Annotated in this window: 13 protein-coding genes; 8 read left to right on the top strand and 5 right to left on the bottom strand. The window is 59.4% G+C overall.

The window, feature by feature from the left end:
* Positions 1–3: 3 nt before the first annotated feature.
* The gene (locus tag C1Y41_RS13395) at positions 4–960 is read right to left on the bottom strand and encodes an AraC family transcriptional regulator (protein WP_071668437.1); all 957 of its coding nucleotides are present in this window, start codon (positions 958–960) and stop codon (positions 4–6) included.
* Between the two features lie 105 nt (positions 961–1,065).
* Here C1Y41_RS13395 and C1Y41_RS13390 point away from each other — a divergent pair, with 105 nt between their 5' ends.
* Entirely contained in the window at positions 1,066–2,253 is a 1,188-nt protein-coding gene (locus tag C1Y41_RS13390) for an MFS transporter (RefSeq protein ID WP_094111313.1), read from the top strand.
* Positions 2,254–2,384: 131 nt separating this feature from the next.
* Complete coding sequence (locus C1Y41_RS13385; protein WP_094111314.1) at positions 2,385–4,025, top strand: dihydroxyacetone kinase subunit DhaK; 1,641 nt, start codon at positions 2,385–2,387, stop codon at positions 4,023–4,025.
* A gap of 75 nt (positions 4,026–4,100) precedes the next feature.
* Here the strand turns inward: C1Y41_RS13385 and sbmA are convergent, their stop codons facing one another.
* Complete coding sequence (sbmA, locus tag C1Y41_RS13380) at positions 4,101–5,351, bottom strand: peptide antibiotic transporter SbmA (protein WP_039382072.1); 1,251 nt, start codon at positions 5,349–5,351, stop codon at positions 4,101–4,103.
* A 296-nt stretch (positions 5,352–5,647) separates the two neighbouring features.
* On the opposite strand from sbmA, the gene C1Y41_RS13375 reads away from it, so the two are divergent.
* The 4 genes from C1Y41_RS13375 to yjdN all read left to right on the top strand — a co-directional run bounded on the left by C1Y41_RS13375 (position 5,648) and on the right by yjdN (position 10,091).
* Entirely contained in the window at positions 5,648–6,376 is a 729-nt protein-coding gene (locus C1Y41_RS13375; protein WP_094111316.1) for a gluconate 2-dehydrogenase subunit 3 family protein, read from the top strand.
* A gap of 2 nt (positions 6,377–6,378) precedes the next feature.
* Positions 6,379–8,163: a GMC family oxidoreductase gene (locus C1Y41_RS13370; protein WP_071668433.1), complete on the top strand. Its 1,785-nt coding sequence runs from the start codon at positions 6,379–6,381 to the stop codon at positions 8,161–8,163.
* Between the two features lie 11 nt (positions 8,164–8,174).
* Positions 8,175–9,491, top strand: coding sequence for a cytochrome c (locus C1Y41_RS13365; protein WP_039382082.1), 1,317 nt, complete (start codon positions 8,175–8,177; stop codon positions 9,489–9,491).
* A gap of 162 nt (positions 9,492–9,653) precedes the next feature.
* The gene (yjdN, locus tag C1Y41_RS13360; protein WP_039382083.1) at positions 9,654–10,091 is read left to right on the top strand and encodes a VOC family metalloprotein YjdN; all 438 of its coding nucleotides are present in this window, start codon (positions 9,654–9,656) and stop codon (positions 10,089–10,091) included.
* Positions 10,092–10,145: 54 nt separating this feature from the next.
* Here yjdN and C1Y41_RS13355 read toward each other — a convergent pair whose 3' ends face one another.
* The 3 genes from C1Y41_RS13355 to C1Y41_RS13340 form a co-directional block, all read right to left on the bottom strand.
* On the bottom strand, positions 10,146–11,009 hold the full coding sequence (locus C1Y41_RS13355; RefSeq protein ID WP_039382084.1) for a nucleoside-specific channel-forming protein Tsx: 864 nt from the start codon (positions 11,007–11,009) through the stop codon (positions 10,146–10,148).
* A 1,165-nt stretch (positions 11,010–12,174) separates the two neighbouring features.
* Positions 12,175–13,533: a HAMP domain-containing sensor histidine kinase gene (locus C1Y41_RS13345; RefSeq protein ID WP_071669147.1), complete on the bottom strand. Its 1,359-nt coding sequence runs from the start codon at positions 13,531–13,533 to the stop codon at positions 12,175–12,177.
* Positions 13,530–14,189: a response regulator gene (locus C1Y41_RS13340; protein ID WP_039382093.1), complete on the bottom strand. Its 660-nt coding sequence runs from the start codon at positions 14,187–14,189 to the stop codon at positions 13,530–13,532. The genes C1Y41_RS13345 and C1Y41_RS13340 overlap by 4 nt, the downstream gene beginning before the upstream one ends.
* Positions 14,190–14,365: 176 nt before the next feature.
* Between C1Y41_RS13340 and C1Y41_RS13335 the strand changes: the two genes are divergently transcribed.
* Entirely contained in the window at positions 14,366–14,734 is a 369-nt protein-coding gene (locus C1Y41_RS13335; RefSeq protein ID WP_039382095.1) for a helix-turn-helix domain-containing protein, read from the top strand.
* A gap of 85 nt (positions 14,735–14,819) precedes the next feature.
* A complete protein-coding gene (locus tag C1Y41_RS13330; RefSeq protein ID WP_071669146.1) occupies positions 14,820–15,710 on the top strand; it encodes a LysR family transcriptional regulator in 891 nt (296 codons plus the stop codon).
* Positions 15,711–15,732: the final 22 nt, after the last annotated feature.

Here is a 15,732-nt window from a genome sequence, read left to right as displayed (position 1 = left end):
CGCTTATGCCACTTCCCGCCCGGCGCGCAGCGCGCCGGGTGACGTGCCCGTAATCCGTTTAAAGGCGCGGCTGAACGCAGCCAGCGATCCGTAGCCAAGCTCAAACGCAACGCTCTCTACCGCCTCGCCCTGATCAACGATACGCTCTTTCGCCAGCCGCATACGCAGTTCGGTAAGATAGCGCAGCGGCGTCATGCCGGTGGCGTTCTGAAAGCGGGCAGCAAACACCGAGCGCGAGCTGCCGGACGCACGCGCCAGCCGCTCCACCGTCCAGTTTTCTCCCGGCGCACGGTGCATCGCCGCCATCGCCAGGCTCAGGCGCGGATCGCGCAGCGCCTGGACCAGACCGCTGCCGGCGCCGCAGCCGTTCTCTACCCAGCCGCGCACGATCTGCGCGGCCACCACATCCGCCAGCCGCGACAGAATACCGGCGAAGCCCGCTTTGCGCTGGCGGGTTTCCCGCTCCATCGCGTCCAGAATCGGCTGGATTTCCGGATACTGTCCCAGCAGGGTGCTGACCAGCATGACATCCGGCATGGTGTGTACCAGCGGCTGCATACCGCCCAGTTCAAACGCCATGCAGGCGCTGAACAGGATCACATCGCTATCCGCCGGACAGAGATCGGCATCTGCCGCATCGTTGATCGCGCAGACGCTGGGGCAGATGGGCTTACTGTTAAACGTGGTGATCGGTTCACAGTGCGCCGTCTCATCTGAGATCAGCGCATGCGCTTTTCCGTGCGGGATCAGTAACGCATCGCCCGCCTGCAGCGGATAGATCGTACCGGAAGCGGCGCGCAGCAGCAGCGTACCGCGCCCGACAAAATGCAGCTGCGCCCGGCCAGGCGCGTCGTCATACTGCAGGCCAAAAGGCGCATGCAGCGCAATACGCTGATATTTTACGCCGTACAGGCGCATGCCCATCAGCAGCTCGCTGGTTAAATCTTTATAACGGCTCATCGCAATCCAGACGAATTATCAACTAATAAACTTTCTGTATCATAGATCGTCTTACCGCAGCGCTCTATCCTTAGCGAAACTATTTTTTTGTGATGGGGATCGCAAATGAGTCTGGAAACTGAACTGACAGCTGCCCGCGCGGTGGCAGAAAAACCCGCGTGGGGCGCGGTATTTGCCATGGCATTTGGCGTGTTTGGCCTGATCACCGCTGAGTTCCTGCCGGTTAGCCTGCTGACGCCGATAGCCGCGTCGCTGCAGGTCAGCGAAGGTCAGGCGGGGCAGACGGTGACGGTAACCGCGCTGGTTGCGCTGCTCACCAGTCTGGTGATCGGCACGCTTACGCGGCGGTTTGATCGTCGTCTGGTGATGCTGGCATTTACCCTGCTGCTTATCGCCTCGGCGCTGCTGGTGGCGCTGGCGGACAGTCTGCCGATGATCCTGCTGGCACGTGTGCTGCTGGGTATGGCGATTGGCGGCTTCTGGACGCTGTCAACCGCCATTACCATGCGACTGGTGCCGGCAGAGCAGGTGCCGCGCGCGCTATCAATTGTCTTTAGCGGCATCTCGCTGGCGACAATTATTGCGGCACCGCTCGGCAGCTATCTCGGCGATGTGATTGGCTGGCGCAACATTTTTCTGATGACGGGGCTGCTGGGCGTGCTGGCGCTGCTGTGGCAGTTCTTCACGCTGCCGGCAATGCCGCCGGAAAACCGGACGCAAAGCGGCGGCGTGCTTGATCTGCTGCGCCAGGGCGTCATGCGCTGGGGCATGCTGGCGGTGATCCTGATGTTTACCGGACATTTTGCTTTCTTTACCTACCTGCGACCTTATCTGGAGGGCAGCGCGCAGCTTAACGTTAATCAGCTGTCGCTCGCGCTGCTGGCGTTTGGAATAGCTAACTTCTTTGGCACCTCGCTGGCGGGCGTGCTGGTTACGCGCAGCGTCTCGCTGACGCTGACCGGCATGGCGCTGCTGATGAGCGTGACGGCGGTGGTACTCTCCGCAATGGCGCAGCTGCCGTGGCTGGTGGGAGCCGGCGTGGCGCTATGGGGACTGGCATTTGGCTCCATGCCCACCGGCTGGTCAGCATGGATTTCGCGTGCCGTGCCTGATGATGCAGAGTCGGGCGGCGGACTGCTGGTGGCGACCATTCAGCTGGCGATCACGGCGGGCGCGGCGGCCGGCGGCTGGATGTTTGACCTGCAGGGCGCGGGCGGCGTCTTTATGGCAAGCGGCGTCATGATGCTGCTGGCGGCGGTAACCATCTATACGCGCGTCAGGCAGCATGGCTAAGGTGCAGCGGCAGGGCTTTTTCTGATTCAGGGGCGGCGTGTGCCGCCCTTTGCATTTCCGCGCGTTGCTTTGACGGTTTTCTGCACAGATGCGCTACCTTTAGTGACAACTACACCAGGGGGAAAAAAGCGATGAGCCAGTTTTTTATGCATGAAAAGAACGATCTGATTAACGAAGCCATCGAAGGTATTTTACTCAGCACGCCGTGGCGTAACCTGCGTCGTCTCGATTTGGGCGATGATATCCGCGTTGTGGTGCGTTCAGACTGGGATAAAAGCCGGGTGGCGCTGATCTCAGGTGGCGGATCGGGCCATGAGCCGGCGCACGCCGGGTTCGTCGGCAAAGGGATGCTGACTGCGGCCGTCTGCGGTGATATTTTCGCATCGCCCAGCGTGGAGGCGGTGCTTAACGCCATTATCAACGTGACCGGTGACGCGGGCTGTCTGCTGATCGTTAAAAACTATACCGGCGATCGCCTTAATTTTGGTCTGGCGGCTGAGAAAGCCAAAAACCTGGGCTATCACGTAGAACTGGTCATGGTCGAGGATGATATTGCGCTGCCTGAAAACCCGCAGCCGCGCGGTCTCGCCGGCACCGCACTGGTGCATAAGATTGCGGGCTACGCGGCTGAGCACGGGCATTCACTGCAGGAGGTGAAGGCGCTGGCGCAGCGGGCGATTGAGTCTGTTTTCTCTATTGGTCTGGCGTTTGCGACCTGCCATCTTCCGGGTGAGAAGCGCGAAGCGCGCGTGGCGCCAGGCCACAGTGAACTCGGTATGGGGATCCACGGCGAGCCGGGGGTCATTACGCTGGATACGCAGGACAGCGGAAAAATCACCGCTCTGATGACGGATAAACTGGCGCAGGCGCTGCCGGACGGTAAGCTGGCGCTATTGCTTATCAACAATTTAGGCGGTTTTTCGCAGCTGGAGCTGGCGCTGCTGACGCGTGAAGTCCTGCGCACGCCGCTGGCCGCGCGTATTACCCATCTTATCGGTCCCGCTACGCTGGTCAGCGCGCTGGATATGAAAGGCTTTTCACTCTCCGTGCTGGCGCTGGAAGAGCCGTTCCTGCTGGCGCTGCAGGCACCGGTTCAGGTGCAGGGCTGGGTTGCGCCCTATGAGTTTGCGCCCATCAATCTGCAGACGGCAGAGAAAGTCAGCAGCGCGCTCGACTTCGATCCCTCTGAAAATGATGAGGTGGCGGGCTGGATCACGCGCGTTACGCAGACGCTCATCGATCTGGAGAGTGAACTGAATGCGCTGGACGCAAAGGTCGGCGATGGTGATACCGGCTCCACGTTTGCTGCGGGTGCAAAGCGTATTCAGCGCGCGCTGCAGGAGAAGCAGCTGCCGCTGAACGAGCTGCCGACGCTGATCGCGCTGATTGGCGAGCAGCTGGCAGGGGCGATGGGCGGCTCCAGCGGCGTACTGATGTCGATTCTGTTTACCTCCGCCGGACAGCATCTGGAAGAGGGCAGCTCACTGCCGGAGGCGCTGATGCAGGGGCTGGAGCGCATGAAGCACTATGGCGGCGCGCAGCCGGGCGATCGCACGCTGATTGATGCGCTGCAGCCGGCGCTGGAAAAACTGGTAGCGGGCGAATCGCTGACGGCGGCCGCGCAGGCGGCGGCGCAGGGCGCAGAGGCTACGGCGCAGATGAACAGTGCGAAAGCGGGACGCTCAGCCTATCTCAACCAGCAGAGTCTGGATGGGGTAAAAGATCCCGGTGCGTATGCGGTAGAGAAAGTGTTTCAGGTGATGGCAGGCTGAGTTGCCTGCCAGGGTGACACCGCACCAGGCTGCGCCCGCCTTCCCGGCCATGCAGAAGGCGGGCCCAGGATGCCGTTACTCGCCGGCTGGCTCTTTCGCCGCCTCGCGCAGCATCTCCTGATGCGGGATATCCTGCAGGATCTGCTCAAAGCTGCGCAGACGCTTGTAGATAGACATCAGCTCGACCAGCGTCGACCAGGAGGTGATCAGATACTGGAAGGAGGAGCGTACCTGGTCAAACACGTTGAGGATCTGATTCATCAGGCCCAGCGTCAGCGCACCGGCCACGATCGCCGGAAACAGCAGAAACACGCCAAAGACATTATCTACCTGCAGATAGAGAAAACGCGTGACGTTGAAATAGAGGTAGTGGAAGTAGAGCCGGAAATAGTTGTAGCGCACCCGGCTGAACAGCGCCTGCACCGTGGGCGGTGACGCGCGCGACGGATCGTCTTCGCCATAGACCAGCTCTTTACGGTAGGCCGCTTCCACCCGCTGATTGCGGAACTCCAGTCCCGGCAGCTTAATGCCGACCAGCGCCAGCAGCGCGGTGCCGAACACCGACCAGAGAATAGCGGCGATCACCAGGCCATAGGGTATCGAACCGAGAATCGGTATATCTTTCACATGTTTCGACAGCGCCAGCAGCACCGGCAGGAACGCTACCAGCGTCATGATCGCCTTAATAAAGCTGACGCCCCAGTCCTCCAGCGTGGTGGAGAAACGCATCGTATCTTCCTGCACACGCTGTGCCGCCCCCTCCACATGCCGCAGACGCTGCCAGTTGTGCATGTAGTAGCTGTTCATCGCGGTACGCCAGCGGAAAATCCAGTGGCTGATGAAAAAGACGTTGGCGACCAGAATCGTCACGGCGATAAGCGCTATACCGAGAAAGTCGCTGATTTCGCTATAAAACTGGGTTATCTGTACGGCACCCGCTTTGGTCAGCGCTTTCTGGATCAGATCGTAAAACGGCTCATACCAGGCGTTGACCGCCACGTTGACCTGAACGTTGAACCAGGTGACAAAGATGATGAGCGCCGTGCCCCAGACCGACCAGCGCTGCCACGGATGGCGATCGATTATCATCCACGCCAGGGCAAACAGCGCAACCGCAGACCAGTAGTAGCCGTAAAACCAGAGCTGGCTGGCGTGAATAAACCGGCTGGCATTGGTAGGCAGCGGCTGCTGCATCGCGGCCTGCAGTGCGGGCCAGCGCGCCGGCAGGTCGCTGAAAAAGCCAAACCAGGCAAAAATAACAAGCACGCTCCAAATCGCTGCCGAGCTGAAAAATGCGCCGGGCCGCGGAAAAAAGGATTTAAACATAAGCACTCCGCTGTGGTGTAGACACGTTTATACCGCTATTTCTGTTTATCTGTCTGTAGTGGGTTGTTTCCGGGCATGACAATTCCGTCGCCGGAATGTAAACCAGCGCGGGAAAATGTTAAGTATTTTGTGCGTAATTGTTTCGGAAAACTAAATTCGTTACCGTTTCGGTGTTACAATTGTCATCTTGTTACCGGTAACAAACGTGCTGTATCCCTTAAGTCAAGAATAAAAACCATTACAACGCAACTACTTAACCTTCCATGCCGCATTATATGCGGTACTGAGGCAATGTCATGTCAGAACAAAAAAAGGGTCATTCACGTCGTGATTTCCTGCTGAGGACGATCACCCTCGCACCCGCTATGGCGGTCGGTTCAACCGCCATGGGCGTGCTGGTCGCGCCTGCTGCTGCCAGCGATGCAGCAGCGCCAGCGCAGCCGGCACGCGACTATCAGCCAGGCTGGTTTACCGCCGAAGAGTTTGCCTTCATCACCGCCGCCGTGGCGCGGCTGATCCCCAGCGACGAGCGCGGGCCAGGCGCGCTGGAAGCAGGCGTACCGGAATTTATCGATCGTCAGATGAATACGCCTTACGCCACCGGCAGCAACTGGTATATGCAGGGACCTTTTCACCCGGATATGCCGAAAGAGCTGGGCTACCAGCTGCCGCTGGTGCCGCAGCAGATCTATCGCTTAGGCATTGCCGACGCCAATGCCTGGAGTCAGAAACAGCATGGCAAGGTGTTCGCCAGCCTGAGCGGCGAACAGCAGGATGCGCTGCTGAGCGCCTTCGAAACCGGTAAGGCTGAGTTTGCCCAGCTGCCGGCAAAAACCTTTTTCTCTTACCTGCTGCAGAATACCCGCGAAGGCTTTTTCTGCGACCCGATTCATGGCGGCAACCAGGGCATGGTGGGCTGGAAGCTGATTGGCTTCCCGGGCGCCCGCGCCGACTTTATGGATTGGGTAGAGCGCGGTGAACGTTATCCGTTCCCGTCAGTCGACATTCGCGGAGCGAGGGCGTAAGCGTGGCAAACGAATTAAAACAAGTTGATGCAGTGATTGTGGGATTTGGCTGGGCGGGCGCCATTATGGCGAAAGAGCTGACCGAAGCGGGTCTTAACGTCGTTGCGCTGGAGCGCGGTCCGCATCGCGACACCTATCCGGACGGCTCTTATCCGCAGTCGATTGATGAACTAACCTACAACGTTCGCAAAAAGCTGTTTCAGGACCTTTCTAAAAGCACCGTGACTATCCGTCACGATGCGTCGCAGACCGCGGTACCTTATCGCCAGCTGGCCGCTTTTCTGCCCGGCACCGGCACCGGCGGTGCGGGCCTGCACTGGTCCGGCGTGCATTTCCGCGTCGATCCGGTTGAGCTGAATCTGCGCAGCCACTATGAGCAGCGCTACGGTAAAAGCTTTATTCCGGAAGGCATGACCATTCAGGATTTTGGCGTCAGCTACGATGAGCTGGAACCGTTCTTCGACAAAGCCGAAAAGGTGTTTGGCACCTCCGGCAGCGCCTGGTCAATCAAGGGCAAAGTGGTCAATAACGCACACGGCGGCAACCCGTTTGCGCCGGATCGCTCCAGCGACTTTCCGCTGCCGGCACAGAAGCGTACTTACTCTGCGCAGCTGTTTGCGCAGGCGGCGGAGTCGGTTGGCTATCACCCTTATGATATGCCGTCAGCGAACACCTCCGGACCCTATACTAATACCTACGGTGCACAGATGGGGCCGTGCAACTTCTGCGGCTTCTGCAGTGGCTACGCCTGCTACATGTATTCCAAAGCGTCGCCTAACGTCAATATCCTGCCGGCACTGCGTCAGGAGCCGAAGTTTGAGCTGCGCAACAATTCATACGTTCTGCGCGTCAATCTGACCGATGATAAAAAGCGTGCTACCGGCGTAACCTACCTTGATGGTCAGGGACGTGAAGTGGTGCAGCCGGCCGATCTGGTGATCCTCTCCGCCTTCCAGTTCCACAATGTTCATCTGATGCTGCTCTCCGGGATCGGCAAACCTTATAATCCGATCACTAATGAGGGCGTGGTGGGGCGCAACTTCGCCTATCAGAATCTCTCCACGCTGAAAGCGCTGTTTGATAAAAACACCACCACCAACCCGTTTATCGGCGCAGGCGGGGCGGGTGTGGCGGTAGATGATTTTAACGCGGACAACTTTGATCACGGGCCGCACGGTTTTGTTGGCGGGTCTCCTTTCTGGGTTAACCAGGCCGGCACCAAGCCTATCTCCGGCGTGCCGGTGCCAGCCGGTACGCCAGGCTGGGGCAGCCAGTGGAAAGCGGCGGTAGCCGATACCTATACGCACCATGTTTCCATGGATGCGCACGGTGCGCACCAGTCCTATCGCGCTAACTATCTCGATCTCGATCCCAACTATAAAGATGCGTACGGCCAGCCGCTGCTGCGTATGACCTTTGACTGGCAGGATAACGACATCAAAATGGCGCAGTTTATGATTGGCAAGATGCGCAAGATCACCGAGGCGATGAACCCGAAAACCATTATCGGCTCCGCCAAAGCGCCGGGAACCCATTTTGATACGACCTCCTATCAGACCACACATATGAGCGGCGGTGCGATCATGGGTGAAGATCCGCAGACCAGCGCGGTCAACCGCTATCTGCAGAGCTGGGATGTGCCCAACGTCTTTGTGCCGGGGGCGTCAGCTTTCCCGCAGGGGCTGGGCTATAACCCGACCGGTATGGTCGCTGCACTGAGCTACTGGTCAGCGAAAGCGATCCGCGAACAGTATCTGAAAAACCCGGGTCCGCTGGTACAGGCATAAGGAACATGACGATGATGAAATCAGTTTTGGCCCTGATGCTGGGCACCCTGACGTTCAGCGCGCTGGCTGACGATGTGGCCGCCGAATCACTGATCAAACGCGGTGAATATCTGGCGCGCGCCGGGGACTGCGTGGCCTGCCATAGCGCGGCCGGCGGCAAGCCGTTTGCCGGCGGACTGGCAATGGCGACGCCGATTGGCACCATCTACTCCACCAATATCACACCTGATAAAGCGACCGGCATTGGTGACTACAGCTATGACGACTTTCAGAAAGCAGTGCGTCATGGCGTAGCGAAAAATGGCGATACGCTCTATCCGGCGATGCCTTATCCCTCCTACGCGGTTGTCAGCGACGAGGATATGAAAGCGCTTTACGCTTATTTTATGCACGGCGTGGCGCCGGTCAGCCAGGCGAACAAAGAGAGCGACATTCCCTGGCCGCTCTCCATGCGCTGGCCGCTGGCGATCTGGCGCGGCATCTTTGCACCGGACGTGAAAGCGTTCCAGCCCGCCGCACAGGAAGATCCGGCGCTGGCGCGCGGACGCTATCTGGTTGAAGGGCTCGGACACTGCGGAGCGTGCCATACGCCGCGCAGCATTACGATGCAGGAGAAAGCGCTGAACAACGGTGACGGCAGCGACTACCTTGCCGGCAGCAACGCACCGATTGATGGCTGGACCGCCAGCAATCTGCGCGGTGACAACCGTGACGGGCTGGGCCGCTGGAGCGAAGAGGAGCTGAAGCAGTTCCTGCGCTTTGGCCGTAACGATCACACCGCGGCGTTTGGCGGTATGACCGAGGTGGTGGAACACAGCCTGCAGCATCTCAGCGATGAGGATATCAGCGCGATTGCGAAGTATCTGAAGTCGCTGGGCGCCAAGGATCCGCAGCAGGCGGTATTTACCCCGGATGATACGGTAGCGAAAGCGCTGTGGCACGGCGATGACAGCCAGCCGGGCGCGTCAGTCTACGTAGACAGCTGTGCTGCCTGCCATAAAACTGACGGTTCAGGCTATCAGCGCTTCTATCCGGCGCTGCGCGGCAACCCGGTCGTGATGGCTGACGATCCGGCTTCGCTGATCCACATTGTGCTGGTGGGCGGTACGCTCCCAGGCGTGAAAGGCGCGCCGACGGCCATCACCATGCCGGCATTTGGCTGGCGTCTCAGCGACCAGCAGGTTGCGGATGTGGTGAACTTTATTCGCAGCAGCTGGGGCAACGGCGTTACCACCCGCGTAACGGCTGGCGACGTGGCGAAGCAGCGTAAGGATAAAACGGTACAGCCTTATCAGGGCAGCGCGGATATCCACGCATTAGAGAAGTAAGCGCGCCTGCGGAGCGTTAATTATCCGGGCCTGGTGCCCGGATTTTTTATGGGCGAAAAACAGCGACGGATCAGCCAAAGCCAGCGCGGGCGGGGGCTGAACGCGATCGTCTACACTTAGTGGTGAGTGCAAAAGCTCACTAACTGATAAGCGGAGGGAACGATGCAAGTAAGTCCTTATTTGTTTCTGTATGGTCGCTGTGAAGAAGCCATCGAATTTTACCTGCAGGCCACCGGCGGCAAAGTGCTGCAAAAAATGACCTTCGGCGATAATCCGGAGCAGGGAGAGCAGGTGGGCGATAAATCCGCACCGCCGCTGCCACCGGAAAAAATCATGCATGCACATCTGCAGATTGGTCAGGGCGAGCTGATGCTGAGCGACGGCGATACCAGCAAGCCACCGGCGTCTGAGCACGCGGGTTATGCGGTAAGCCTGGCAACCACTGACGAGAAAGAGGGCAAAGAGTGGTTTGATAAACTCTCTGCTGGCGGCAAAATCACGACCGAATGGCAGAAAACATTTTGGTCAGACGGCTTCGGCATGTTTATCGATAAGTTCAACATTCCGTGGCGCATCAACGTCGTGAAATCGCAGGATTAACGCCTCTGTTTTTGCCCCTCCGGCGCTGCATCCGGCGGGGCAAAACTGCCGCACTTAGAAGTTGTAACCTGCCACCAGATAGTAACCCCAGCCGGTTGATTTCACTTCAAACGGACCATTGCCGAAATTCAGCTCCTGACCATCCGCCCACTGACCGCCGTTATGGAAATAACGCGCAACGGCAGAGACGTGCCAGTGGTCGTAGTTCAGTGATAAAATATGACTTGAGGCAACAGAGTTACTGGTGCGCGAGCGGTCAGATTTATCGCGCAGATCGGAGCCCCAGTCAAAGTTGGTGAAGCCGATATAGCTCAGCTTGCCGCCCCACAGGTCGGTAATTGGCACAAAGTATTTTACCTTGAAGCGGTAACCATCCCAGCTGTTCTCGTTGGCCGCGCCGTAGTTTTCCCACTGATATTTGGCGTAAACGTTAAGCGAAAGACCGACATCGCTGTGGGTGTCGATATCGGTACCGAGACCCATATACCAGGTGTTCTGCCGGTTGTCGCTGTTGCGGCCCATATCGTAGATATAGTTGTTGGCAAAGAACCACTCTTTAAACGGACCGAATGCCAGGCTGGTGCCCGCCAGCTTGTCGAGCGACAGGCGCGGCTCAATTTCCATAAACAGCGGCGTGCCGTGATCGAAGATGCCATTGGCGTTGCTGTTGCCCGCACCGAAGAAGTTTGGCAAATCGATGTAGCCGTAAAAATCGAACCACTCCTGTTTGGTAAAGGCTTCATATTCCAGGTAGACGTCGTTATTAAACTGCGGCCCGAAACGGGTATGGGTGCTGCCCACCACGTTTACGCTCTGATGCCACCAGTCAGACAGATATTGCGGGTCGCTCTCTGCCTGCGCTGCGCCCATTCCGCTACCAATCAGTAATGCACCTGCTATCAACGATTTAAATTTCATTATTGTTTGACCACTTGCTGAGGATCGCCGCAGAGATGCCACGATCGAATGAGTACGTTCCCGGGTATTGAGCAGTATGCGGCGATAACGCGTGCTGACTGCCAGCCTTCAGGCCCGCGTAATGTGCCTGTAACAGAGCGTTAGAAAATAGATTTTCATCACATTTGTCAAAAAGTGTTGCAATAGGATTCAGTTATTTTGTGACAATTGTCACATATTCTATCTGCAGCGAACGGAACTCCGCAACCGTTTACGTGGTCGCGAAGAGATACGATTGGGAGTGGGGCGTGGACGCCGGTTCCGTTTGCTACGGGCACCGGTTCCGGGTTAAGCGCCGGTTCCGTTCGCCACGGAGGCGGTTCCGTTCGCCGTCAGCGGCGGCGGCAGCCTGTGCCCCGGCACGGCGATGCTGCACCGGGGCAGGTTCCGTTCGCTACGGGGCCCGGGGCCGGTTCCGTTCGCCGTCAGCTGCGGCGGCTGCCTTTGCCCCGGCACGGCGACCGGGCAGAGGACGCCTGGCCGCGCCCTCTGCACTCCCCGGCCCTGCGCCAGCCCCGTCCGCCGCTGCGCGGTTCCCTCGCTCACGCCCGCTTCCCGGGGACCGGCCGCCATTCGCTCCTGCTCACCGCGCCCTTTCGCCGACGTCCTGTCGGCTCATCCCGGAACCGTGCCCTCCCTCGGCGGACACGGATGGCGCTTCCCGCCGCTGCTGCTTTTTTTCTCTTCAACAAGTGTCTTATGGCTGAAGGTTCTGTAGAGAAGCCTCTGCGCACACCAAACCAAATTTAAAAAAGAAACGAAGAATTTGCAGGCGGGGAGGAGGGGCGCTATCCGCAGCGCCGGGCGCAGAGTGACGGCCAGGGCGAGCCGGCAGGACGCCGGCGAGAGCGCGGGGTGAGCAGGAGCGAATCCGCGCGGTCCGTTAAGGCCGGAGGGATAAGTCCGGGAATTCGCGAGGACGGCGCGGGGCGCGGATTTCTAAGGGGCGCGCCCACCCGCCCCTTAGCCCGTCCGCGTGCGGAGATGCCGCTGAAACTGCCAGAAGCCTGGCGGGCGGAACCCCCTCAGTGCCGCGCACTGCTTAGCGCCCCTCTGCGCTGGCGGGCGGAACCCCTCCGGTGCCGCGCGCTGCCGCAATCAGCCCCGCGCGGCTCAGCGCCAGCCCCTATGGCAACGTCACCCGCACCCGCAGTCCGCAGCGCTCGCCCTGAGGGGTAAGACAGTTAGAGAGCGCCACCTGCATCTGATGCTTCTGCGCCACGCTGCGCACAATCGACAGGCCGAGACCGCTGCCCTGCGCCTGCACGTCCGGTGAACGGGTAAAGCGGTCAAACGCCCGCTCAAGAAACGATTCCGGCATACCGGAACCGTTATCGACGATATCGACCACCGTACGATCGCCTGTGCGGTGCAGCAGCACATCGACCAGGCTTCCTTCTGGCGTATGCAGCATTGCGTTGCCGATGACGTTATCAAACAGAGTGCGCAGCTCAGAGCGGCTGGCCTGCAGCCGGTAACGCGTGCTGCCGCTATAGCCGATATCGATGCCGCGCTTATCGGCAACCACCATCAGCTGCTCAATACTCTCTTTCAGCAGATCGTCGAGTTCGATCGTTTCCGCGACCGGCACCGCGGACCGATCCTCCTGACGTGACACATCCAGCAGCTGCGTCACCAGATGACGGGTGCGGCTGACGCCCGCTTCCAGCTGATCAAACTGACGGCGCGCCTCGCCGGGCTGAATATGCTGGCGCAGATTCTCCAGCTGCAGCGTAACGGCGGTGACCGGCGTGCGCAGCTCATGCGCGGCATCCTCCAGAAACTGCCGCTGGGCGGACCAGGCGGCGCGCAGTTTATCCAGCAGCGCATTATAGGCGGCGACCAGCGGCAGCACTTCGTCAGGCAGGCCATCCGGCGATACCGTATGCGGGTGCAGGCTCTCCTGCGCCGCGATCTGCCGGGATGCCACCAGCAGATTGCGCGTAATGGCGCGTACGATCAGCCAGATCAGCAGCAGCGACAGCGGCATCATCAGGATCAGCGGGATCACCGCCGAGAGCACGCGTTTTACCATCAGGCTTTTCATATAGCCGATATTGTGCAGCACCTGAACCGTGCCGATTTCACTGCCCGCTTCGCCAGGGCGGGTATAGACGCGCCATTCACAATCGTCACCGCAGTCGCCAAGGCGTAAATCGGACCAGCCGTGCACCGCCTGCAGCGGGGCTTTCAGCGCCGGCCACGAGCTGGCACGCAGCTGATTATGCGTATCCCACAGCTGGACGATGTAAGCGCTTTTGAGCCGGTCCTGATCGAGGATCGTCGGGATCAGCGCGGGCATGGTCTGACTGGCTGACCAGACGTCGGCCACTTTTGCGAGCTGATCGTCCTTCATTGAGCCCATCATGTCGCCGTAGCAGTGGAAAAAGTACCAGGTCACGCCACCAATCATCGCCAGATGCAGCAGCACCAGGCTCATCAGCAGCTTATTGCGCAGGGAGCGCAGAAACGTAAAATTTTTCATTGTGCCGGTACCCGCCAGCCAAGGCCGCGCACGTTGCGAATCGCTTCGTTGCCCAGTTTACGCCGCATGCCGTGGATCAGCACATCAACGGCGTTGCTGGTGACCTCTTCGCCCCAGCCATAGATGCGATTCTCCAGCTGTTCGCGTGAAAGGATCGCGCCGGGCCGCTCCAGCAGCGCATAGAGCAGTGCATATTCGCGAGCGGTAAGCTGTTCACGCTGGCCCTTATAGAGCACTTCCCGCGTCATCATATCCAGCTGCACGTCGCCGCTGCCGAGCAGCGAGTCGGCGGCACCGTGGCGGCGTCGGGTGATAGCGCGCATACGTGCCAGCACCTCCTGCAGATCAAAGGGCTTGAGCAGATAATCATCCGCGCCGCTATCCAGCCCCTGAATGCGCTGGGCAACGCTGTCCCTGGCGGTCAGCACCAGCACCGGCGTCATATCACCGCGGGCGCGGGCACGCCGCAATACGTCGATACCATCCTCACGCGGCAGGCCAAGATCGAGCAGCACGCAGGTGTAATTGCTTTCCGACCAGGCGTGCGAGGCAAACCGGCCGTCGCGCACCCAGTCCACCGACCAGCCTGCGGCTTCCAGGGCCTGCTGCAGGTTGGCACCAATCATCTCATCATCTTCTACCAGCAGCACGCGCATGGAGTCTCCTTATCAGTGTGGGCAGTGTAACGCTGCATTCTTAGCGAAAAATTATCACCGCTGAATTTTACCGCTGCGCGCTTTGCTAATTCTGCGCTAATTCTTCGCTAATTAAGGGATAAATCTCCTGCGCTACAGTGGCTCTTCAGGAACAGTCTGTTAAGCCGGAGGGTGCGATGAATCAGCGAGAGTTTATCCGTAGTTTACTGGAGTGGATTGAAGATAACTTAGGTCACGATCTGCATCTGGATGAGGTGGCGCGTCGATCGGGCTATTCACGCTGGCATCTGCAGCGTCTGTTTCGTCAGCACACCGGTTTTTCACTGGCTGAGTATATCCGCCAGCGCCGTCTGACTGAATCGGCATTAACGCTGCTTAACAGCGACGACGCCATTTTACAGGTCGCCATGAACTACGGTTTTGATACGCAGCAGGCCTACACCCGCACCTTTAAAAATTATTTTCGCATTACGCCAGGCCAGCTGCGTCGTCAGCGTCGCGTTGAGCCGGAGCGGCTGCTGCTGCCTTTTGCCGTCGCCGTATGACCGGCCAGCAGCGGAAAGAAAATCGGGTGCAGAACGGCGCAATACCTTTTAAGCTGCGGGTCATGTTTCTCTGACAGCCGGACCCATGAACCCTGGTGATAATCTGACAGCCATGCTGCTGTTTGCGCACGTGGCGGAGCAACAAAGTTTCAGCGAAGCCGCGCGTATTCTCGGCGTCTCTAAATCCTATGTCAGCCGTGAAATTGCCCGGCTGGAGGTGCGGCTGGGGATCAAACTGCTGCAGCGTACCACACGTCATGTTGCGCTGACCGGCCACGGGCAGGCGTACTACCCATTCTGCCTGCGCATGCTGGATGAGCTGCATCAGGCGGATGCGTTTGTGCAGCAGCTGCACCAGCTGCCGGCCGGCAATCTTCGCCTGCAGGCTCCGGTAACCTTTGGCTGCCAGTGCGTGGCGCCGGTGGTGGACGCCTTTATTCGCCGGCATATTCATCTGCATGTGGATCTGGATCTCACCACCAGCGAAGACCCTCACCCCGATGCCGATGTCGCCATTGTGGTCCGCAGCCGCGCGCCGCAGGGAGGCGCCTGGCGCGAACTCAGTATCATCGACTGGGGCCTTTACGCTACACCCGGCTACCTTGCCGCGCATCCGCTGATTGATCATCCCCGTACCCTGACGCGCCACAACCTGCTGCTGTTCCACGGGCCGGCCCATACCGCCGCTCTGCCGTTCCGGCGTGATAAGCAGCGGCTGGCGCTGGAGGTGCGCAGCCGCTTCCGCGCTAACAACAGCATGGCGTTGCTTAACGCGGCGCTGGCCGGCGGCGGCATTGCCTATCTGCCCTCCTATATGACGCGTGAGGCGCTGGCGCGCGGCGATATCCAGCCGGTGCTGAGCGACTGGCAAATGGACCGCTTTCACAGCTACCTGCTGCTGAAAGAGCAGCCGCAGCCCTCCTCTCCGGTTACACAGCTTTGCGATGCGCTGATCACCGCACTGCAGGTGCCCTGACTGTTGCTCGCTGGCAACAGTG

It is taken from the genome of Pantoea sp. ICBG 1758 (assembly GCF_002928325.1).
GTDB lineage: Bacteria > Pseudomonadota > Gammaproteobacteria > Enterobacterales > Enterobacteriaceae > Pantoea > Pantoea eucrina.
Note: the sequence above shows the minus strand (reverse complement) of the source record. Positions and strands in the feature narration are given on the sequence as shown.